The sequence below is a fragment of the Chitinophaga solisilvae genome, assembly GCF_009928525.1.
Taxonomy (GTDB): domain Bacteria; phylum Bacteroidota; class Bacteroidia; order Chitinophagales; family Chitinophagaceae; genus Chitinophaga; species Chitinophaga solisilvae.
The window spans coordinates 121,806-143,527 of the sequence record NZ_JAABOK010000002.1 but is presented as its reverse complement, the minus strand read 5'-3'; the positions used below and the strand labels follow the sequence as shown (position 1 = coordinate 143,527).

Annotated in this window: 15 protein-coding genes and 1 tRNA gene; 10 read left to right on the top strand and 6 right to left on the bottom strand. The window is 47.4% G+C overall.

The features are described from left to right. The first annotated feature begins 57 nt into the window (after positions 1-57). Positions 58-1,599: a YifB family Mg chelatase-like AAA ATPase gene (locus GWG06_RS03400; protein ID WP_127043439.1), complete on the top strand. Its 1,542-nt coding sequence runs from the start codon at positions 58-60 to the stop codon at positions 1,597-1,599. Here GWG06_RS03400 and GWG06_RS03395 read toward each other — a convergent pair whose 3' ends face one another. Further along, a complete protein-coding gene (locus GWG06_RS03395) occupies positions 1,600-3,726 on the bottom strand; it encodes an elongation factor G (RefSeq protein ID WP_160711382.1) in 2,127 nt (708 codons plus the stop codon). A 148-nt stretch (positions 3,727-3,874) separates the two neighbouring features. Between GWG06_RS03395 and GWG06_RS03390 the strand changes: the two genes are divergently transcribed. From GWG06_RS03390 to GWG06_RS03360, 7 genes are all read left to right on the top strand, one after another. Continuing rightward, on the top strand, positions 3,875-5,653 hold the full coding sequence (locus tag GWG06_RS03390) for an ABC transporter ATP-binding protein (protein ID WP_160711380.1): 1,779 nt from the start codon (positions 3,875-3,877) through the stop codon (positions 5,651-5,653). 45 nt (positions 5,654-5,698) lie between these two features. After that, positions 5,699-6,121, top strand: coding sequence for a DUF983 domain-containing protein (locus GWG06_RS03385; protein ID WP_160711378.1), 423 nt, complete (start codon positions 5,699-5,701; stop codon positions 6,119-6,121). Positions 6,122-6,551: 430 nt separating this feature from the next. Next, entirely contained in the window at positions 6,552-6,941 is a 390-nt protein-coding gene (gene tssD, locus GWG06_RS03380) for a type VI secretion system tube protein TssD (protein WP_127044348.1), read from the top strand. A gap of 50 nt (positions 6,942-6,991) precedes the next feature. Further along, entirely contained in the window at positions 6,992-8,833 is a 1,842-nt protein-coding gene (locus GWG06_RS03375) for a type VI secretion system Vgr family protein (RefSeq protein ID WP_160711376.1), read from the top strand. A gap of 15 nt (positions 8,834-8,848) precedes the next feature. Continuing rightward, a complete protein-coding gene (locus GWG06_RS03370; RefSeq protein WP_160711374.1) occupies positions 8,849-12,103 on the top strand; it encodes a peptidoglycan DD-metalloendopeptidase family protein in 3,255 nt (1,084 codons plus the stop codon). Continuing rightward, entirely contained in the window at positions 12,081-12,560 is a 480-nt protein-coding gene (locus tag GWG06_RS03365; RefSeq protein WP_160711372.1) for a DUF5991 domain-containing protein, read from the top strand. The genes GWG06_RS03370 and GWG06_RS03365 overlap by 23 nt, the downstream gene beginning before the upstream one ends. Before the next feature lie 17 nt (positions 12,561-12,577). Then, positions 12,578-13,027 carry a hypothetical protein gene (locus GWG06_RS03360; RefSeq protein ID WP_160711370.1) on the top strand — a complete coding sequence of 150 codons (450 nt, stop codon included), beginning with the start codon at positions 12,578-12,580 and terminating at the stop codon, positions 13,025-13,027. 65 nt (positions 13,028-13,092) lie between these two features. Here the strand turns inward: GWG06_RS03360 and GWG06_RS03355 are convergent, their stop codons facing one another. From GWG06_RS03355 to GWG06_RS03335, 5 genes are all read right to left on the bottom strand, one after another. After that, on the bottom strand, positions 13,093-15,546 hold the full coding sequence (locus GWG06_RS03355; protein ID WP_160711368.1) for a TonB-dependent receptor: 2,454 nt from the start codon (positions 15,544-15,546) through the stop codon (positions 13,093-13,095). 97 nt (positions 15,547-15,643) lie between these two features. Then, positions 15,644-15,976, bottom strand: a complete 333-nt coding sequence (locus GWG06_RS03350) for a hypothetical protein (protein WP_160711366.1) — start codon at positions 15,974-15,976, stop codon at positions 15,644-15,646. A 54-nt stretch (positions 15,977-16,030) separates the two neighbouring features. Continuing rightward, positions 16,031-17,614 carry a DUF1501 domain-containing protein gene (locus GWG06_RS03345; protein WP_127044196.1) on the bottom strand — a complete coding sequence of 528 codons (1,584 nt, stop codon included), beginning with the start codon at positions 17,612-17,614 and terminating at the stop codon, positions 16,031-16,033. Between the two features lie 18 nt (positions 17,615-17,632). Next, positions 17,633-19,255 carry a DUF1800 domain-containing protein gene (locus tag GWG06_RS03340; protein WP_160711364.1) on the bottom strand — a complete coding sequence of 541 codons (1,623 nt, stop codon included), beginning with the start codon at positions 19,253-19,255 and terminating at the stop codon, positions 17,633-17,635. A 239-nt stretch (positions 19,256-19,494) separates the two neighbouring features. Then, positions 19,495-20,673, bottom strand: coding sequence for a thiolase family protein (locus GWG06_RS03335; RefSeq protein ID WP_160711362.1), 1,179 nt, complete (start codon positions 20,671-20,673; stop codon positions 19,495-19,497). 153 nt (positions 20,674-20,826) lie between these two features. Between GWG06_RS03335 and GWG06_RS03330 the strand changes: the two genes are divergently transcribed. After that, positions 20,827-20,899, top strand: a tRNA-Lys gene (locus GWG06_RS03330). A gap of 199 nt (positions 20,900-21,098) precedes the next feature. Then, positions 21,099-21,455 carry a hypothetical protein gene (locus tag GWG06_RS03325; protein WP_160711360.1) on the top strand — a complete coding sequence of 119 codons (357 nt, stop codon included), beginning with the start codon at positions 21,099-21,101 and terminating at the stop codon, positions 21,453-21,455. Positions 21,456-21,722: the final 267 nt, after the last annotated feature.

Here is a 21,722-nt window from a genome sequence, read left to right as displayed (position 1 = left end):
TCTTCGCTTCATCTTCCCCCGCTACCTTCGTTTAAATACTTGTTAACCCGTATCCATATGATTGTAAAGACCTTTGGCAGCGCTATACAGGGCGTACATGCCATTACTATTACCATAGAAGTGAATGTTGCATCACAGGGAAACAGGTTATTCATTGTCGGATTGCCGGATAATGCCGTAAAAGAGAGTGAGCGCCGTATAGAATCTACGATTAACAGCATAGGATTTCAGATGCCGAGGACGAGAACGGTGGTGAATATGGCGCCGGCGGATATACGAAAGGGAGGAGCGGCTTATGATTTACCGATTGCGCTGGGCATACTGGGCGCATCGGGGAAGGTGGTAACCACGGCCTTTTCCGGCTATCTGATGATGGGAGAATTATCGCTGGACGGCATGGTGCTGCCTATGCGGGGAGCGCTGTCTATGGCGATGCAGGCGAAGCAGGAGGGTTTCCGGGGCTTCATACTTCCTGCGCAGAATGCTTCGGAGGCCGCGATGGTAAATGGATTAGAGATATACGGGATCAGGCATATCAGCGAAGTGACCGCTATTTTCAACAAACCGGGCACGGTACAACCGCTGGATATTTCCGGGGAGCCGGATTTTTTCCAGGCGCAGTCAGCATTTGATGTGGATTTCAGCGATGTGAAGGGACAACACCATATAAAACGGGCGCTGGAAATAGCTGCGGCAGGTGGCCATAATGCCATACTGATTGGCCCGCCGGGGGCCGGCAAGACCATGCTGGCAAAGCGGCTCCCGACCATACTACCACCGCTTACGCTGCAGGAGGCACTGGAAACCACCAGGATATATTCTGTTGCAGGCAGACTGCCGCAACATGCCTCTCTTATTTCACGGCGCCCTTTCCGATCTCCGCACCATACTACCAGCGACACCGCGCTGGTGGGCGGCGGCGGTATTCCGCAACCGGGAGAAATATCGCTGGCGCACCATGGCGTGCTGTTCCTGGACGAATTACCGGAATTCAAAAGGAAGGTGCTGGAGGTGATGCGGCAGCCGATGGAAGAGCGGATGGTAACTATCTCCAGGGCGCGGCTGGCGGTAGAATTCCCGGCCAGCTTCATGCTGCTGGCTTCGATGAACCCTTGTCCCTGTGGCTATTTCAATCATCCGGAGAAATCATGCACGTGTGTACCCGGAGCGGTTCAGAAATACCTTAACAGGGTATCGGGACCGTTGCTGGACCGGATAGACCTGCACGTGGAAGTAACACCGGTACCTTTATCCGCCCTGGCTTCAGATGCGGAAGAAGAGCAAAGTACGTATATCCGTCACCGTGTGATAGCTGCGCGGCGGGTACAGGAGCAGCGGTTCAGCGGGGAGGCGGGCATTTACTGTAATGCGCAGATGAACAGCCAGCTGCTGAAAACGGTGTGCACGGTGAGTCCGGGTTGCAGGCAGCTGCTCAAGCAGGCGATGACACGGCTGAAACTCTCTGCCAGGGCATATGACAGGATATTGAAAGTAAGCCGCACCATTGCCGACCTGGCGCAGAGTGAGGCAGTAGAGGTGCCGCATATGGCGGAGGCGATACAATACAGGAGTCTGGACCGCGAGGGTTGGGGAAACTGATTATACGGTTTCCTCCTTTGTATATTCCTCGCTCAGCTTTTTCTGTATCTCGGGGGGTACGGGAGCATATTCGGCAAACTGTGATTTAACTTTAGCCTTCCCCTGGGTAACGTTGCGGAGGGCGGCGAAGAGCTTATCCAGTTCAGCCTGTGGCGTACGGGCTTTGATTACCTGGTAGCCATTCAGTGTATCCATTCCCGTTATGATGCTGCGGCGGCTTTGCAGCTCGCTCATGATATCGCCCATCATTACGTCGGGAGCGGTGGCTTCCAGATCAAAAACGGGTTCCAGCAGCTGAGGTGCAGCCTGATGGAAGGCATCCCGGAAAGCCATCATACCGGCGATTTTGAAGGAGATATCGTTGCTGTCCACCGGATGCATTTTGCCATCGTATACGCTTACCCGTATGTCGCGCACATAGGAACCGGTAAGCGGGCCTTCCTGCATTTTTTCCATTACCCCCTTGAGGATGGAGGGCAGGAAGCGGCTATCGATGGCGCCGCCTACGATACAGTTATTGAAAACGAGCTTGCCTCCCCATTGCAGTGGTACTTCTTCTGTATCGCGAACGGTGTATTCTTTCAGGGGAGGCATACCCTCAAACCAGGGTTCTATCTTCAGAAACACCTCTCCGAACTGGCCGGCGCCACCGGATTGTTTCTTATGGCGGTACGAAGCGAGGGCCGGTTTGCGGATAGTTTCGCGGTAGGGTATTTTGGCCGGGTAAAAGGTGACCGGCATTTTATAGATATTTTCCAGCCGCCACCTGGTTACCAGCAGGTGCAGGTCGCCCTGTCCATGCAGGATCACCTGTTTCAGTTCCCGGTTGAATTCTACCAGGAGGGTGGGATCTTCCATATGGATTTCAGACAATACCTCGCTGAGTTTTTCATCATCAGCCTTGTTATTGGCTTCAATGGCTACTCTGACCTTGGGCGTAGGAAAAACAACGGGGGCGATGGGTGCATTAAAGGATTTATCTGCCAGGGTGTGATTGGTGAAGGTATTTTTCAGTTTCAGTGTACAGCCGATATCTCCGGCACGGAGAGATTCCACATTGTTACGGTTCTTTCCGTCGGCGATGAATAACTGGCTGATACGCTCCGTAGTATTGCCGGTTTCGTTGAGGAGTTCCATACCGGGTCTGATTTCACCGGAGATAACCTTAAAAAAGGAGAGGCGGCCGATATGTGGCTCCTGCAGCGTTTTAAAGATAAAGAGGCAGGGAGGGCCGGCAGGGTCGCAGGGAACAGTAGTGCCTTCGGTGGTGGTTTCGGGCGGCATTTCGGCGGCTGATGGCGCTACATTGTCAATAAACCCCATCAGGCGGCCGCTGCCCATATTATTCCGCGCGGAAAGGCAGAATACCGGGAAAACCTGGTGTTTCAGCATGCCTATTTTGATACCCAGGCGTAGTTCATCTTCATCGAGATTACCTTTTTCAAAGTATTGCTCCATAAGGGTATCATCATTTTCGGCTGCCTTTTCTACCAGTGCATTATGCAGTTCTTCCGCCCTTTCCCTTTCATTGTCAGGGATAGGTAGTTTTTCGGGCTTACCACCGTTTTCCGGGAACCGGTACATGGTCATCTTCAGCAGATCGATGATAGCATTAAAGCCGGCGCCCTGGTTAACCGGATATTGCATAACGGTGACAGCATGGCCCAGCACGCGGACGGCGTCCTCAACGGCTTTATTAAAATTGGCCTGTTCCGTATCAAGCTGATTGACAGCGAGGATGGTGGGTTTCCGGTACTTATCCACATAATCCCAGATGAGTTCCGTACCTACTTCCACCCCGTGCTGTGCATTCAGCAGCAGCACTGCGGTATCGCATACGCGGATGGAGGAAATTACTTCGCCGATGAAATCTTCCAGGCCCGGTGTATCTATAATATTGATTTTGTAATCCTTCCATTCTGTGTGCAGGGTGGTGGCATAAACGGAGTTACTGCGTTCATGCTCTATTTCGTGATAGTCAGAGATGGTATTTCTTTCTTCTACTGTACCGCGCTTGCTGATAATTCCGGCTTCAAAGAGCATAGTTTCAGAGAGGGTAGTTTTGCCACTTTTAGGAGCGCCTAACAGTACGATGTTTTTGATATGCTTTTCATCATACGTCTTCATATGGTGGAGATTTAAGAGGGTAAATCATTATCACAGAACCTGGAAAGAACTTAATATTAAGTTAACGAATTTTGGCCAAAATATGACCGCAGTTTTACACTGTAATATGTTGTAACATGCAGTAACTTTGAGGCTCGAAATCTGATATATGAAATTATTACTACGTTACTTACAGAACTATAAAGGACTAATAGCACTGGCCTTGTTGCTTGCTGCAGTGAATCAATTGTTCTCACTGCTGGATCCGTACATTTTCGGAAAAATCATCGATCAGTTTGCCTCACACCCGCATGTGACGGTGAAGGGGAGCGGATCGCCGCGCAGCGAAGGCTCCTATCTCAACGGGGTACTCCTGCTACTGCTGGCTGCCATCGGTGTGGCCATGATATCCAGGATAGCCAAGGCATTCCAGGATTATTTTGTGAATGTAATTGTACAGAAGTTTGGCGCACAGGTATATACAGACGGGCTGAAACATTCCTTGCGCCTGCCTTATCAGCAGTTTGAGGACCAGCGCAGCGGAGAAACGCTGGCTATTCTGCAGAAAGTGAGAACTGACTGCGAAAAATTCATCACCTCTTTTGTCAATGTATTATTTGTGGCGCTGATCGGCGTCATCTTCGTCATGGTATATGCCATCAGTGTTCATTGGACCCTGGTACTGGTTTACCTGGGCGGTTCTGTATTACTCAGTTTACTGATGAATGTACTCAGTAAAAAAATCAAGGTGATACAGAAAACGATTGTGAAGGAAACCACGGCGCTTGCGGGTTCCACTACAGAATCGCTGCGTAATATTGAGCTGGTGAAAAGTCTGGGGCTCACCCAGCAGGAAGTACGCCGGTTAAATTCCACCACGCTGAAAATCCTGATGCTGGAATTAAAGAAGGTGCGGAGCATCCGCAGCATCAGCTTTGTGCAGGGAACCTTTGTTAACCTGATGCGGCAGGCCATATTATTCCTGTTATTGTTCTACATCTACCGGGATATTGTATCCATTGGCCAGCTGATGACCTTACAGCTGTATTCCTTCTTCATTTTCGGGCCTTTACAGGAGCTGGGCAATATCATCCTGAACTACAGGGAGGCGCAGGTATCGCTGCTGAACTTCCAGAGCATACTGAATACACCCGTAGAGCAGATGCCTGCCAATCCTATACGGATCAACAAAATAGATCACCTGGATTTCCGCCAGGTTGGATTTAAACACCTTACAGCCACCACAAAGGCGCTGGACCAGGTGAATTTCTCTGTACAGGTAGGAGAAACCATTGCCTTTGTAGGCCCGTCGGGCTCAGGTAAAACCACACTGGTGAAATTATTGGTAGGCTTGTACAAGCCGAATGAAGGACATATCCTATACAACGGCACTGATGCCAACGAGGTAGACATGGAAGAACTGCGCCACCAGGTAGGCTTTGTAACGCAGGATACACAACTGTTTGCCGGTACTATCAAAGAAAACCTGCTCTTTGTAAATCCGGGTGCAACAGATGCCGAGATCATGGAAGCGCTGAATAAGGCATCCTGCTATTCGTTGCTGGCACGTGCGGACAAAGGACTGGAAACGGTGATCGGGGAAGGTGGTATCAAGATTTCCGGTGGGGAGAAGCAACGTTTATCCATTGCGCGGGCGCTGTTACGCAAACCGCGGCTGCTGGTATTTGACGAGGCAACATCTGCACTGGACTCTATAACAGAAGAGGAGATTACCAAAACCGTAAGACAGGTAACCGCCTCTAAGCAGCATATTACTGTGATGATTGCCCACCGTTTGAGCACCATTATGCATGCAGACCGTATTTACGTGCTTGAAAAAGGGCGTATAGTCGAAACCGGCAGACACCAGGAATTACTGGAAGAGAAAGGTCTTTATTACGCCATGTGGCGTCAGCAGATCGGGGAACGCAAGCTGGAAACAGTCTAGTAAATTAAAAGGCTTACTTTTGTAGCGAATCACTGATCCAATAGTATGAAGCATAAGCGTCCGAATTATTTATGGAGTCTGTTGACCATGAGATGTCCGAAATGTCGCAGAGGAGATATGTTCAAAGACAAAAATCCATTTCATGTTAAATTCTCGAAGATCTTTAACATGTATGACAACTGCCCGGTATGCGGTCAGAAGTATGAACTGGAGACCGGTTTCTGGTTTGGAACGGGGTATGTGAGTTATGCTTTATCTGTTGCTTTCAGCGTATTTAACCTTATCTGGTATGCAGTATTTTTCGGCATAACCTGGAGAGACAACAGTATTTTCATCTGGCTTGGTGTAAACGGCGTATTGCTGGTATTGATACAGCCATGGCTGATGCGTATTTCCAGGGTGATTTATCTGTATTTCTTTGTTTACTATGATGAAGATGCAGTAGAGGAAGCCGGAAAGAATAAATAATTTTCCTTGAATGGTTTAAAAAAACAGGGGGCTGTAAAAACAGCCCCTTTCTTTTTCAACCAAAATCTGAACCAATGGTGGTCAGAAAAAATTTATAAGCAAAACCAGTGAATAATTAAGTGGGAAAACTGTTTAACGGACGTGGCGGGACAATCAACCACACGACTAAAAAGTAGCGCTAAGCTACAAAATCTAATAATATCACCCTTACTAATTTATATAAGTGGTAATAAATCTATACCATTTTTAAAAAAAACCGGTAATTTATCATGCTGTAAAAGGATTTATTTGTAAATTCAATTACCAATGAAAACCATGATCGTTCTATTATAAAAGCGATACGCCGGATACGGCAATTGTCTGTGAAAATCAGCCCCAGTCTTCATCTTACATATCCTGTTGATTAATAAAATATCAAATCAGCAGTATTATGTCTTTTAAAGCAATTTTTACAATAGAGGGAGAAGAAATGAACGTGCTGGAATGTCATTTTACTTTTCTGCAAATGATGGATGAGTGCGGGAAGCCTTCTGCACGGCCCTGTGGCGGCACTATACATATTATTATCGAGTCTGGCGGCAACACGCGTTTGTTTGACTGGATGATTTCTGATACGCAAACAAAAAATGGTGTTATAACTTTCTTACGGAGAGATACGATTTCCCGCTTGAAGGAACTCCGTTTTACGGATGCGTATTGCGTAAAGTACAGCGAGCATTTCAGCGCCAGCGGAGAGCATCCTATGCAGGTCAGGTTGCAGTTATCGGCGCGGGAACTGGCGCTGAATCAGTCTGTATTCCGCAATCCCTGGCCGGCATAAAGCGCACAAAAACATATATCCATATCTGTTATCCTCAAAATTAAATTGTTATGCCCCTGAATACAATAACCCTCATTTATATAGACAGGAAGGAATTCCGGCATTACCGGCAATTGCTTATCCGGCAGGATATGCATGGCCATCATACCTTTGAATTACAGATTCACAGCGGATGGCTCAGGCAGCAGGAAGGTAGTTTGTTCAGCAGTACGCGCAGCCTGCTGGGTAAACCGCTGAATGTTCATATTGCAGCGCGGGAGCCGTTACCACAGCTGAAACCGCTCAGCTTCACCGGCATCATTACTGCTGTTCATGCTGGTAAAGAAGGTGACAGCTCCGGCGGTTTCTGTACGTTGAAAGGAGAAAGTCCGGATATACTGCTAGATGGCGACCCACATATGCAGGTGTATGAAGAACAGTCTCTATCCGCTATTGTAACCGGTTGCAGTAAAGATGTTACACCATACATTAATACCCGCGTTACACCAGCTAATCAATCTGTTCATCCCTATCTGGTACAATACCGGGAAAGTAACTATGCCTTCCTGCGAAGGCTGGCGGCACGTTTCGGGGAATGGTTCTTTTATGACGGCCAGCGGCTGATCTTCGGGAATTATACTCCGCGGAAAATAACACTGACGCATCCCTCCGACCTGGCAGACTTTGATTTGTCCTTACGTATAAAATCCAACAACAGCAATATCGGCGTTTATGATTATCTGCACCATCACTGGATAGCCGCAGATACAGCCAATGCATTACAACGCAGCTGCAATGAACACAACCATCATGCACTGCAGGTAAGTAACCGGTTGTTTCCATCAAAATCCGCAGGCAAGCTGCAGATATATCAGGGTAATGATCTCCGGGAGCAGCTATCGGCGCAGCAGCAGCGGTATACAGCCTGTCATCTGTCAACGCTGGTACAGTTAAACGGTAGCAGCAGGAATCCTGGCATACGGATAGGTGATACTATCCGGGCCCGCGAAATGCCACTTGTTCGTATAGCCGGTTCCGTTATCAAGGAAGAAAAAGTACCGTCGCCAGAACTGGAAGGAGATTTTACCATTACCCAGATCACGCACCACTGCAACGGCGACGGCGCCTACAACAATACATTCAGCGCCATACCTACAGACTGCTGCAAACCATCACCGGCGCCATTCGCAGCCCCCCGCTGTGAAGCACAGAGCGCTGTTGTAACAGATAACCATGACCCTGCCGGGTTGGGCCGTATCCGTATAAAATTCAGGTGGCAGCAGCAGGGCAACTCGCCCTGGGTCAGAATAGTATCTCCGCATAGCGGCGATGGCAAAGGATTTTACTTCCTCCCTGAGAAAGGAGAAGAGGTATGGGCAGACTTTGAAGGTGGTAATCCGGAACTGCCTTTTATACTGGGCAGCATGTATAACGGCAAGGACCATACGCAATTCGGAGATGCCGGCAATAACCTGAAGGTTATTAAAACACGCAGTGGACATACTATCCGGCTGGACGATACCAGCGGAGCAGAACAGCTGCACATCAGGGATAAAAGCGGTAACTCCGTCATCCTGGATACAGCCCGCGGGAATATCACCATCACCTCTCCGGGCCGGTTGCTGCTAAATGCGCGGGAAATAAGCCTGCAGGCTACAGATAACATTGATATACATGCCGGAGAGAATATCACACAGGGAGCGGGAGAAAGTCACAGTACCTATGCCGGTACGCATGCGACCACACTGGCGGCGCATATCACGCAGCAGGCATGGGAAAACTTCACACGTACTTCCGCCAGACTGGAAGAGCAGGCCGATCATATCCGGATCAGCAGCCTGAAAGAAAACATCACGCTCTCCTCTTCCAAAACAGTTGTTATCAAAGGTGCAGAAAAAGTAAAACTATCATGATTAAATGAGAACCCCATGTTGAATTCATCCAAGGAAACCCCTGTACACCTGGTATGTGAAGGAGCTGTCTGCAGCTGTGATAAATCAGTTGTACCGGCTATTATACAGGTCACTTCCCATCACAAATATTATATCAATGACAGCAAAGGATCAGAGAAACTGATTGCCACCACACAGGATAACAGCATCCGTTCCATTAACTTCCGGACCTGTGTGGCAACGGGTAAACCTGAACCCTGCACTGCGCAGTTGCAATGGCAGGCAACATCTGCTGTACTTCATCTTAGCGAAGCAGGTAATGCACCACCCTTAACAGATGACAGCTCCGCCACCTGTCTTTCGCGGGGTGGCCGTATCCGGATTATTTCACATGGACAGGCTACAGGCAGCCAGACCGATAACCAGCAGCCAGAACATGCGGAGAAGCAGGAAGCTGTATGCCAGCAGCACGACGGGAATACGGATCATAACAATGACCGCCATGCGCAGCAACACAAAGCGGCAGCCACAAGTGGCTTTTCCATAGAAGGGCCAGCCACCCTAAGCTGCGGGCAATCAGGCTGCTACAACGCATTACCATCATCAGCAGCAGGCACGGATCCGGTCATTCTGCGCTGGTATTTATCAGATACCGACGGCTGTCTTATTTCCATGGCATCGGGAGAAAGCTGCTTTGAATACCGGTTCGACATAGCGGGAAGTTATATACTACGGCTTTTCAGCGGAGAAGATGGAACCGATATGACCGCGAAGAATATCACCGTTACAGATAACCAGCCGTTCACCATAAAATCCACGGCAACGACTATACGTCCTGATCAGCGGGTAACGTTTACGCTTTCAGGATGTACAACTGCAACGAATATCTCCTGGCGGCAGGAAGATGCTGCCGGCAACGGGATCGTACTGGAAAGCGCTCCGGCGGCCACCAGCATTACGCAGACATTTCCGGCCACCGGCTGGTACACCATCTCTGTTACTACGGAAACCAGTTATGCATACACCTTTATTACCGTGAGTAATAATGCTGTAAGGGCCATCAGCAGCAATAAACGGCCGCATACCGGTATTCCTGTTACCTTCTCTGTATCAGAGATGATATTCCCGGTATTCAGCGAAAAAGAAGTGCATAAACTGAAATGGCAGCTCGATGGCCCTGAAAGTACTACTGCCAGCGGCATACAGGATTTCAGCCATACCTTCAGCCATCATGGAAAATATACGCTGTATGCTTATCTCTATGATAAAACCTGCGAAGGGCGCCTGGAATTCCAGGTAATCACCCCTGCAGTACATAGCGGCAAATGGGCGGACAGCGATGGAAACATTATCCGTAAGGCAGGTTACGGCCAGGATATCTGTATTTACTTTGAGCAGGCTGGGCTGGAAGAAGAAACTGTTTTACTGGAAGTTTTTGCCAGACAAACCATGCGGGAACAGTTGCTGCTTTCCCAACAGATAAAACTTCCTGCAACAGCCGGCGTTTATTACACCATGCATACCGATGATAACATCAGGCAGAAAATCAACTCCGGATGGAATCAGCCATCAGCCACACTTTACTTTAAAATAAAACCAACAGGCAGCCTGAAAATACAAGGAAACGGTCAACCGTTTCCCGTGAATCCGGCAGATTACCTGCAGCTCAATGAAGAAAGAAAAATCAGGCAGGCATATTTTACAGACGCGCAGGATCGCAGAGAATATTTTGTCATCAGTATCAAACAGGCAACCATACTCAAAATATATGCGACCAACCTGATTGGCAGGCAACTGGATATTACCTTCCTGCTTGCCCGCAAACCCACCCCCCTCAATAAACCCCTTACTTTATACCCGGCAGCGGATATACATTCCTTAACAAAAGATGATACCATCCTTTATCGCTGTAAAGGAATCATCGATAAAAAAGGGGAGCTGCCGGTCACCGCAGATCTGAAAAACCTGCCGGTAAATATGCATCTATACCTCGTATATGCGGTCATTCAACTACCGGATCACAACGCTGTATACACAAAGCTATTAATGGTTTACAGGAATGATAAAATACAGCTGTCGCCCGCCACCCGGAGCAGGTCTGCAGCAGTGATTGAACGTGTCAATATTCAGCAACGAAGCGAGGGTTGTGATTCACTGGTATGGGGAGCTAAAGTAAGCTGTGCCTTCCGGATGAAAGTACGTGAGATAGCCAGGAAGCTGAAAGCAGATCCCAATCACCTCATGACATGTATGGCATTTGAAACAGGCGGTGGCTTTTTACCTTATCAGTTAAGTGGATATAGCAGGGTGAATATGCCGCTGCCGGAGAAGCTGACGGATGGGCTGTTGGAGAGACATGCGGTAGGGTTGGTGCAGTTTACCAAGGATGCAGTTGATGAAATAAACCGAAAGTTCAAAATGCATCTTACAAAACGAAAACTCGCCAATATGGATCAGATAGAGCAATTGGACTATGTATATCATTATCTTAAAAGATTTAAAGGCCAGCTTAATTCTTTAGATGAATTTTACATGGCTATATTAAACCCCTCCTTAATAGGAAAAGCTCCTGATCATGAAGTTTTCAGTTTAGATGCTGACATAAGGGACAACAAACTTTTCTACACTAAGAATAAAGGATTAGATACAAACAAAGATGCTATAGTTACTAAAAAAGAAGTCGGAGCTATTCTACATTCTAAATATGCTCAAGGGATCAGTTTAAAAAATGACTGTAAGAATGATTGTATGCTACGAGATGCAAATGAGAAGAAAAATGTCTGCCTTCAATGGCATCATCCTACTGACAATCTTCAATTAAGGGGGTGGTATGCTACATGGAATCCAGCCATGAGTAAATTTGGGATTATTGAAGCAAGAAAAAGTGGTAAACATCAGGGTATGGACTTTTATGCTCCAGTTGGATCAAAGGTATATGCTTGCGTCAGTGGCAATATTTACGCTACCTACTTTTCTAATTCATATGGCCATGTTATTATTTTAAATGGTGATTATGGAGATACCAACTATTATTTCATGTATGCTCATTTAGAAAACCAGGGATTATACAAACCTGGTGACCTTGTTACTGCAGGTACCATAATAGGCTATACTGGTAAGACTGGTAACGCATCGTCATTAAAAACCAAACAGGAGCATTTACATTTTGAAATAAGAACTCAAAGTAATGTAGGGAGAGGATTTGAGGGAAGAGTTGACCCACTTAGCATTATTCAGGAATTTAATAATGAGAAAATTCTTAATCCAAATGAAAACCAACAACATGCTTAGGCCGCTATTCATTATTACATTATTCATTTCTATCACAGCGTGTAAATCTCAAACGTCAAATTCAAAAGTTTCAAACAGGTTCAGACACAATTGGGATAATACTTATACACTCCATACTGAATCAGGTGAAACACTAAATGGATTTGATGTATTTTATGACTATACATTAATTATTCACACAGACAGCGCAACATTCTCTCTGATAGGTATACAAGCAGGATTTCGTGACAAATGTTTTCTTAGCGAAAAAGATGATACCCTTTTAGGAAATTTTGCCTACGATTTAGACGGATATGAAACATCACATGATCAATTTCATCCTTTATTCAAAATCTTTAAAAAAGATAATGCATACTATATCATTTCTCCCATCATCGCCCCAATGGATTCAAACAAAATCTGGCATTTAAAAACATCCCTGCCCCCCGGCACAACAACAACCCAAAAAAATCAATAGCTTTATACCCAACTAACGTGACAACCGTGTATAAATCCATTATCCTATTATCAATTTGTACCTGCTGTTTTTTTGCGTGTCAGCAGACCGCAGAGAAAACAGACGAAGCAAAGCCGTCTGCAGCCAGCGCTGCAGACGCCAAAGCCTTTAAGCTGACAGGTGGCAGTAAAGACAGTGCCCGTGCAACGTTTACCCTGTCCGGAATCAGCGTGGCCTTCAGCAATAATAACGATTCCCTCCCGGTACAAACTATCAGTATACGGCAGGGCAACAAACGACTCGTCAATTATATCCGGGCGATTGATTCCTCAGAAAAAATATTACCAACACCTTATCTCTCTGTACAGGGAAAAGATACCCTCATATCTTTCTCCGTGAAGAAAGCACAGCAACAGCAGGACTTCAGCTTCAAAATCAGAGACGGTAAAGCCACTCACAGTAAAACGACATATAACACACAACTATAAAACAAAAGGGCCGGCCATATGGCCAGCCCTTCTTCGTAACTATTGTAACAAAAAATCAGCTGCTCCTATTTAAAATCAATAGGTATCGCCAGCTTAACACTAAAATTCCGACCTATATTGTATACACCGGAGCGGCCTGTCACCTCATTTACCGGTGCATATTTCAATCTGCTCAGGTGATTCTGATACGCTACATCTGTAAAGTTATTCACTGCAAAATGCAGAGAGAACAACGTTCTGCTTTTCCTGTTCACGAAATCCGTACCCAAACCGGCATTGAATAATGTATAACTGCCGGTTGCCGTTTCTGTATTATACGCAGTGAATACATTATTCTGCGCGAAGTTCATATTCATCTGCACACCGATGTAGGCATTCTGCAACGGTCCGCCTACTTTGCGGAACTTACCTTTTAATTCAGACAACCACCTGCCCGCCGGAATATTGGGGAGATACCTGGTGGAATCCGTACCATTCGCCAGCCGCCCTTTTACATAAGACAACGTGTTCTCAAAATGCAGCCAGTCGATCGGATGCGGGTGAATATCCAGCATCAGCTCACCTCCGTAAAGGTTGGCAGTACCCTGCTGGTATTTGAAAGCGGCATATCCTTCTTCATTATTCTCTGCAGGGATAGAATCCGTACCGGCTGCATTGAACAGCTTGCGGGCAAAGATGAAGTTGTTGATATGATTATAAAACAGGCTGGCAGTGAGGGACACGTGCTGCGTGTTGAAATCAATACCGGCATCCACCTGTGTGCTTACCTCCGGTTTCAGGTCCTGGTTGCCCAGCTCATACTTGATAGTACCTTCATGTACTCCGTTGGCCGACAGTTCTGCAATATTCGGAGCGCGGAAACCACGGGCGGCGTTCACCTTCAGCACAACACGGTCGCTGGCTTCATAGCTCAGTCCTACGCTGGCGGAGATATTGCTGAAATTTTTGCTGAAGGAGGCGAAACGTACATCTCCATCCGGAGATGGCTTGCCATCCGCATCCAGCAGTAATGCATTGGAACGGAGCGAGCGGTTATCGAAACGCAGACCACCGCTGAGTGTCAGCTTATTGAATGTCTTGCTGGTAACGGCAAAACCACCGATATCGAAGAGATCATAAGCCGGGATCAGGAATTCATCTCCTTTATTTTCATTCCGCTGCTGCATACCGTTCACGCCTACTGTGGTCTGCCAGCCGCTCATTTCAGGCAGATAATATTTCAGGGCGTAGTTGAACGTTTTCAGCTTCAGGTATAATTCAGGTTCATTGGGTTGCAGCACATTACCATATTCCCGGCGCTGGTTCAGCTGATAACCCAGCGTTAATCCCAGGCGTCCGCCATTGTGCAGGTACAGGTTGTTATCCCATACTATTTTCTGGTGATTGATCTGTTGCTTGGGCACTTCCATGCTGTAGGAAGTATTATCACCTCCGGTTACAGGCGCTTCTCCGGCTTCGCCGTTAATATTGACAGGCTTGATGAAGCGGCCCTGTTCATCGCGTTCTCCTTCTACCAATCCCAGGTGCTGATTGAAGGAGGTGAAAGTCAGACGGGAATATCCCCATTGTTTATTGATACCGATGTTAGCGCCGAAGTTGGTATTATTGAAACGGGAGTTAAATACGTAATCATCGTATTTATTCTTATAGTCATGCGCCTGTTTCTGTGTAACAAATGCGCCCCAGCTGAAACCGTTGGTATTACCGGCAATATCGGCATGATAAGCCATCAGTCCGTTGTTGGACTGGTAGTTAGCTTCCACATTCCCTTTAATTTTCCCCAGCGGCAATGGCGGTGGCGGCACAATATTCACCACACCGGCAAGCGCATCAGAGCCATACACCAGGGAGGCAGGGCCTTTCAGCACTTCTATGCGGCTCACGTTGTAGTCATCTATTTCAATACCATGTTCATCACCCCATTGCTGGCCTTCCTGGCGGATGCCGTCCCCTACTACCACCACACGGTTGTAACCAAGCCCACGGATAAACGGTTTGGAAATAGCCGGTCCGGTAGACAGCTGGCTGACACCCGGAACTTTGGAAATTGCATCGATGATGTTGGTAGAGATGTTATCAGTCAGGTAATCGCGACGAATAACATTGATCGGAGTCGGCGTTTTTTTCATGGAAGTAGCCAGGTTGGCGCCGGTGATGACTACCTCATTTTTTTCTATCAGTGTTTCTGACAGCTCAAAATCCTTAGTGGCAGTACCATTGATGGTAACAATTTCCGAATAGGCGGAGTAACCGATATAGTGTACATCCACCACGTATTTTCCTTTTGGCAGATTTTTGATGATATAATTTCCCTGGGCATCTGTAGCAGCGCCGACGTGAAGATCTGGCAGGTAAACAGTAGCGCCGGGAAGCGGCTGCTTCGAAATTTTATCAGTGACCTTACCGGTGAGCACATTGGAAAGCGCGCCATCGCCCGGGTTAGCAGCGGCATAAGTTGTAGGGCTGCCTATAAATAATATACCCAGCAGGCCGAGTATAAATACACGCAAATAATGCATATCTGAGAGATAAGTATTCAGTAAATAATAACCATGAAGATGCCTGACGGCATAATAACAATAATGGCCCGCCTATGTTGGCAGGTAGTAGCTCAAATCAGGAAAGGAAAGCCGGAGGCGCCCGGGGCGACAGGTCGCAGTAAGGAGAATGGGTGGTTTCCGGTAACTCCAGCGGATTAAATATCCATATCAGTTTTCTGACAGGAGAAAAATAAGTATTGGTCTGCTGCTCATAGGGAGCATTGGCAATCTGCAGGAAATCGCAGTGCCGGTGCTCACCGGATACCGTAGCACCGGGATGTGTCCAGTGCTGGTCCTGTGTATCCTCATGGCCGGCAAAAAGGTGTATAAATTCCCGTGGGACAGTGTTTAAGGTAAACACTCCCAGCAGGATCACTGCTACAATTCTTTGTATGTAGTTTTTATACACAGCTGCAAAGGTAACAAACTTTAACTATTTGCAACAAAGATGCATAATTTATTCCTACCTCACTTTGAGCATGGGGCGCACCTGTTGTACGGAGCCATTCTGAAAGCGGGCGTAGTAAATGCCGTTGGGCAGATATTCCGCGTCAAAAGTGGTGGTATAGGTGCCTGCAGTATGCACTTTATTGACAGGTACACTCACCAGCCGGCCCATCGTATCAAAAATCTGAATCATCGTATTACCATTTCCGGTTATATAAGTAATGGTAGTAGCATTCGTAAACGGATTCGGACTATTGGTGATATGTATCTTTTCTTCTGTAATAATATCAGGTAATCCTGTAATGACACCGCAGGCTACACCACTGATAAGTGGCAGCCGCTGATAATCTTTCTGTAATATCTTGTTCAGCTGTGTCTGATCCACGCAGAACCACTGTTCCAGGATAGAAGCATATACAGAGCGGAAATCGTATTGCATCGGGATATTATCGATGACAGATGAATTATCCGGCAGTGCGGGAGAATTGCCCAACACGCCCTGCATCACATAATCCCCGAAGACAATCATGGGCGCCGCAGCTCCGTGATCCGTACCCATACTGAAGTTGGATTTGATACGGCGGCCAAATTCGGAGAAAGTCATACCTACTACCCTGCGGGAAGCCTTCAGCCCTTTCAGGTCATTCATGAATGCCTGAATGGCTGCTGACACCCCTTCCAGCAATTTGGCATGTCCGCCTTTGGTGGTATCACCGGCTTCGGCCTGGCTCGCATGTGTATCAAAACCGCCGGTGCTCACCATGTACAGCCTGGTTTTCAATCCGCCGGCTACCAGCCTGGCAACAATTTTCAGCTGGTCAGCCAGACTGTTATTAGCAGGGTACTGGCCCTGGGAGGTTATTTTAGCGGCAGCTGTTTTGATGCGCTTTTCATAGCTGTTGGTCTGCCGCGCAATTGTTCTGATATATTCCAGCTCCTTCCCTGCTTTGGTGGCAGGAACCGGGTCTATAACGCCGTCAATGAGGTTATAGAAATCCGTGGCGCTGGTGATAGCCATCCCTCTGGTGCCTTCTGCGCCCTGGAAGGCCGGAGACACGATAGAGCCAATCTGGATAGCCAGCGGGTCAGGGTTATCTGTATTGGGAAAGCTATCCGGCGGACCGGGGAACTGCGTATCCAGGTAACGCCCGCCCCATCCGGTAGTCAGTACTTCGTTGGAATCCGAACCGGTGAGCCATATATCGGTAGCACGAAAATGCGAGAAGTTGGGAGAAGGGTATCCGACGCTTTGTATGATGCTTACCTTGCCTTCGTTGTATAATTCCTGGATGCCCTTCATGGAAGGGTGCAGCCCGGCTTTGAGGTAATTATCCAACCGCAGCACTTTGCCTTCCGGTATGGCGATATTGGTACGGGCAGCCTGGTACTTGCTGTATACATCCAGCGGGATGACCATGTTCAGGCCATCATTGCCACCGGTGAGCTGAATCATCACCAGTACGTGATCATTGTCAGCAGCGGCGCCGCTGAGGGCTGTCAGCATAGGTGAGGAGGCAAATGCCTTGATGGAAAACCCGTTGATAACAGTTGGCAGGATAGCAGCGGGGGCTGTATATTTCAGGAAATCTCTTCTTTTCATAGTAAGGTTTTTCAGCAATCAGGATAATTGATACTCCGAAAGGTCCATAATGTACTTATACAGCGCCTGCAGATGCCCGATTACATCATTGGTATTCGCCATATCGGAAGGAGTGGATTTATAACGGTTCCAGGCATTGGTCCAATAGGCGTTCGTATTCTGACCGGCAAGGAGGATATTATCTTTCAGGAATGTCTTCAGGGTATCGGAAACGTCTATACGATATAATACCGCGAGGGAATCATTCACCAGCGTAACCGGGTTTCCCGGGTCAGACATTTTATCGGCGAAGGCCAGCGGATCGATGCGCAGGTTATTAATACCGTTGCCGATGAGGCCATCACTGAACTGGTTCCGTTTCGGCAGGGTATCGGTGTTTATCCACAATTCATGAAAGGAAGGTTCCTGATAGTAGGCATCCCAGCCTGCCACCAGTGGCGGATCGCCGAGATTCTGCAGCATGAGTGCCATCACCCGGTGAATAGCACCCCATTTTTCATATTGTGTCGGGTAATCTGCCGGGAACTTCACATTAAATTCGCGCAGCAGGCCTATGCAGAAGTCTGCCGGACTTTTAATCAGGCAGGCCATATTAAGCGGATCGAAGAAATGTTCGCTGGTTAACAGCGCCCTGAGTACCACGGTAATATCGTATCCGCTGTTACGGAAGATATCCGCCAGCGGGGTGATTACATTATCTTCCGTGGCCTGATCGATTTCATAGTAAACAAAGAAACGGTATAATTTTCTGCAGATGAATTTAGCGACTTCAGGTTGCAGGAAGATGATTTTCAACAGTTCATCCAGTTCCTGCGCACCATCCGGACCGGTTTGACCGGATATCACCTTATTGCCGTAGAAACCGGAGAAGGCTTTATTGGTCAGATCGTGCTGCGTAGTATTGAAAGTGCTGACAATGTTGGTTCTATCTACCCGGAAGCCTGTCAGCACGCGGGCGGTGGCTCTCACATCATCTTCTGTATAGCGGGAATCCGGTCCTTTGCCGACGGTGAACAGTTCATGCAATTCGCGCGCATAGTTTTCATCGGCAGCGCCTTTGGAGTTGAGGTATCCATTGAGATATACCAGCATAGCCGGGTCCAGGGTAACAGCCTTTGTGAGGGCTTTGAAATTACCCAATGCATGATGCCTGAGCGTGAGGTTATACTGGTAGATGAACCTGCTGTCATTCACCATAGTGGTTTCTGTCACGAAATGATTATGCCAGAAGAGCACCATTTTTTCGTGTATGCCTGCCTGTTGGTTGATCATTTGTCCTACCCACCAGGCTTTATACGATCCTATTCGTTTCCTTTCCAGCTCTTCGCTGCCGAGGGCGGCTCTTACCCAGACAGCACCCGGTGCTACGCCTCCGTCATCAACACCGTAGTTATTGACCGGCGGGGCGGGATCAGGCTGCGGGGTGAGGAGGGCGTCTACCACCTGTTGCATGGTCATGCCGGAGAAGGCATTGATATGATCCGGGGAAGCCCCGAAGGTAGTACGTTTCAGCAGGTGAATGAGCTGCAATTTTCCCCAGCTGCCGGTATAGGGCGTCATACCTGAGGCGGTACGGGCAAGTGCATTACGCGTCTGCTTGGCGCGGCCAGGAGATAAGGTAAGGAATTGTCTGCGATCCATAAAGCGATATGGTTGTGTTGGCGGGAGCCGATTTAATACACCAAATTAATAAAAATTTTAATTCATCAGGATTAAAGTTTTTTTAATTACGAATGACGAATGATGAATTGCGAATGTAAGCGAAGATAGTAGCGTATATAAAAGCGAAGAACCCGTCTGATTTTCATACCAGACGGGTTCTTCGCTTTTATATACGCTACTATCTTCGCTTACATTCGCAATTCATCATTCGTCATTATCTAACTAATATTTTCGATCACGCCTGCTATTCCTTGTCCGCCGCCTACGCAGGCAGTAACGATACCATACTTTTTGTTGAGGCGTTTGAGATCGCCCAGCAGTTGTACGGTCAGTTTAGCGCCGGTACAACCCAGCGGGTGTCCCAGTGCGATAGCGCCACCGTTGATGTTTACGATATCGGGGTTGATACCCAGTTCTCTGATAACGGCTATGGACTGTGAGGCGAATGCTTCGTTCAGTTCCACGAGGTCGATATCACTGAGTGTTTTGCCGGCGCGCTGTAATGCTTTAGGGATGGCAGCTACGGGGCCTATGCCCATGATGCGGGGGTGTACGCCTGCCGATACGCAGGATACCAGGCGGCCGATAGGTTTAAGTCCCAGTTCGTTCACCATTTTCTCACTCATCACGATCACGAAGGCGGCGCCGTCGGAGGTCTGGGAGGAGTTACCGGCAGTAACGGAGCCACCGGCGGCGAATACAGGCTTCAGTTTACCCAGGGCTTCCAGGGATGTGTCTGCGCGTGGACCTTCATCGGTGTCCACTACGTAAGAGCGTTTTTGTTTTTTGCCTTTTTCATCCACGTATACTTCCTCGATGTTGACAGGGAGGATACCTGGTTTGAAATAACCTTCCTTGATAGCACGGAGCGCTTTCTGGTGGGAGTTATAAGAGAACTCATCCTGGTCCTGGCGGCTTACTTTAAATTCGTTGGCCACTGCTTCAGCGGTGAGTCCCATTCCGATATAATAATCAGGTGTAGCGCTGGCAACGGTGTAGTTAGGCACTGTTTTCCAACCGGCAACGGGTACGAGGCTCATGCTCTCGGTACCTCCGGCGATGATACAGTCGGCCATGCCGGATTGTATTTTCGCGGTAGCGATGGCAATGGTTTCCAGTCCGGATGCGCAATAGCGGTTCACGGTCATCCCCGGCACATCGATGCCCAGGGCGCGTACGGAGATCATTCTTCCTATCTGCAGGCCCTGTTCAGCTTCCGGTACGGCGTTTCCGACGATCAGGTCGTCCACGCGTGCGGGATCCAGCTGCGGTACGGACTGCAGCAACCCGGTAATAACATCTACGGCCAGATCATCCGGTCTGTAAAAACGAAAACCTCCTCTTTTAGACTTACCTACCGCAGTGCGGTAACCGGCAACGATATACGCTTCTTGCATGAATCTAAGATTTATAATGAGCTAACATTTACATTATCAATGTAATGGATATTTATCCACATTTCAGCATTTCTACCAAATTTAATTAAATTAACTACATAAATATTGCCCGGAAGCGTTAAATTTGCCGTCACTGTTTTAACAGTTTTGCAAGACTCTGTAGCTCAGTTGGTAGAGCAGCTGACTCTTAATCAGCGGGTCTAGGGTTCGAGTCCCTACAGGGTCACTTTAGTGATAAAGGGTTTCAGCTTTTTATAGGTTGGAACCCTTTAAAATTTGCAAACAATTTGTAAACATGGTGGCTGAGGTTTGTAGTAGCTGCGGAGCGTTTAAAAGTGTTTGTGAAGAAGAAGGTGATTTATCACTTTGCATAAAAAATTAAAAAATTTCCCTGGGCTGATCACGGCCTTTTATTTATCTCTCCTATGATTAGAGAAAGATTTGTAAAGCTCCTCCCGTTAATAGTTGTCGTTTTAACAGCGATCTATCTGTTGTTTTCTGTCTGGCAAAATAGAATTGTACTACAGAAACCACATATTGCGGGGTTGGTAGCCTTAAATATTGTAATCATCGTTCAGATAATCAATGAGAAGGCGGGGTATTATCTTACGCTTTTTATGCTGGCTTTAGGAACCCTTTCTGCTATCGCCTTTACTCCTACTATTTTTACTTTTTATATAGGGCTGTTCAGTCTGGATTTGTTCTGTTTACCAGTACTATTGATCTTTTTAGTAATTCATAGAAGGCTGGTAGCTGATATTTTCAGGGAGCCAAAGAAGTAATCTCCAATTAATTCTGAATACTTAATGATCCAGGGCTGCTAACGCCGTGCTTCCGAAGCCCACGGCGGGGGTTTTCAAACAACCAAAAAGGGAAAATCAGCGGCACAAAAACAATGAAAATAAGTCTCAAAATCACAAAGATTGCCAACCTATCATCCAGTGAAAAAGCCAGAATTTTAGGCGGAAGTACCACACTCACTGTCACCTGGTCAAATGTAATTTGTGAATCAGGTAAGAAACCATGTCAGACAAAGAATGGCTGTGGAT

What these genes read in the sequence shown, in the direction of transcription:
- GWG06_RS03355 (WP_160711368.1), bottom strand. Translation starts at nt 15,546, where the DNA reads ATGCATTATTTGCGTGTATTTATACTCGGCCTGCTGGGTATATTATTT.
- GWG06_RS03390 (WP_160711380.1), top strand. Translation starts at nt 3,875, where the DNA reads ATGAAATTATTACTACGTTACTTACAGAACTATAAAGGACTAATAGCA.
- tssD (WP_127044348.1), top strand. Translation starts at nt 6,552, where the DNA reads ATGTCTTTTAAAGCAATTTTTACAATAGAGGGAGAAGAAATGAACGTG.
- GWG06_RS03385 (WP_160711378.1), top strand. Translation starts at nt 5,699, where the DNA reads ATGAAGCATAAGCGTCCGAATTATTTATGGAGTCTGTTGACCATGAGA.
- GWG06_RS03335 (WP_160711362.1), bottom strand. Translation starts at nt 20,673, where the DNA reads ATGCAAGAAGCGTATATCGTTGCCGGTTACCGCACTGCGGTAGGTAAG.
- GWG06_RS03395 (WP_160711382.1), bottom strand. Translation starts at nt 3,726, where the DNA reads ATGAAGACGTATGATGAAAAGCATATCAAAAACATCGTACTGTTAGGC.
- GWG06_RS03375 (WP_160711376.1), top strand. Translation starts at nt 6,992, where the DNA reads ATGCCCCTGAATACAATAACCCTCATTTATATAGACAGGAAGGAATTC.
- GWG06_RS03370 (WP_160711374.1), top strand. Translation starts at nt 8,849, where the DNA reads ATGTTGAATTCATCCAAGGAAACCCCTGTACACCTGGTATGTGAAGGA.
- GWG06_RS03400 (WP_127043439.1), top strand. Translation starts at nt 58, where the DNA reads ATGATTGTAAAGACCTTTGGCAGCGCTATACAGGGCGTACATGCCATT.
- GWG06_RS03345 (WP_127044196.1), bottom strand. Translation starts at nt 17,614, where the DNA reads ATGAAAAGAAGAGATTTCCTGAAATATACAGCCCCCGCTGCTATCCTG.
- GWG06_RS03340 (WP_160711364.1), bottom strand. Translation starts at nt 19,255, where the DNA reads ATGGATCGCAGACAATTCCTTACCTTATCTCCTGGCCGCGCCAAGCAG.
- GWG06_RS03365 (WP_160711372.1), top strand. Translation starts at nt 12,081, where the DNA reads ATGAAAACCAACAACATGCTTAGGCCGCTATTCATTATTACATTATTC.
- GWG06_RS03325 (WP_160711360.1), top strand. Translation starts at nt 21,099, where the DNA reads ATGATTAGAGAAAGATTTGTAAAGCTCCTCCCGTTAATAGTTGTCGTT.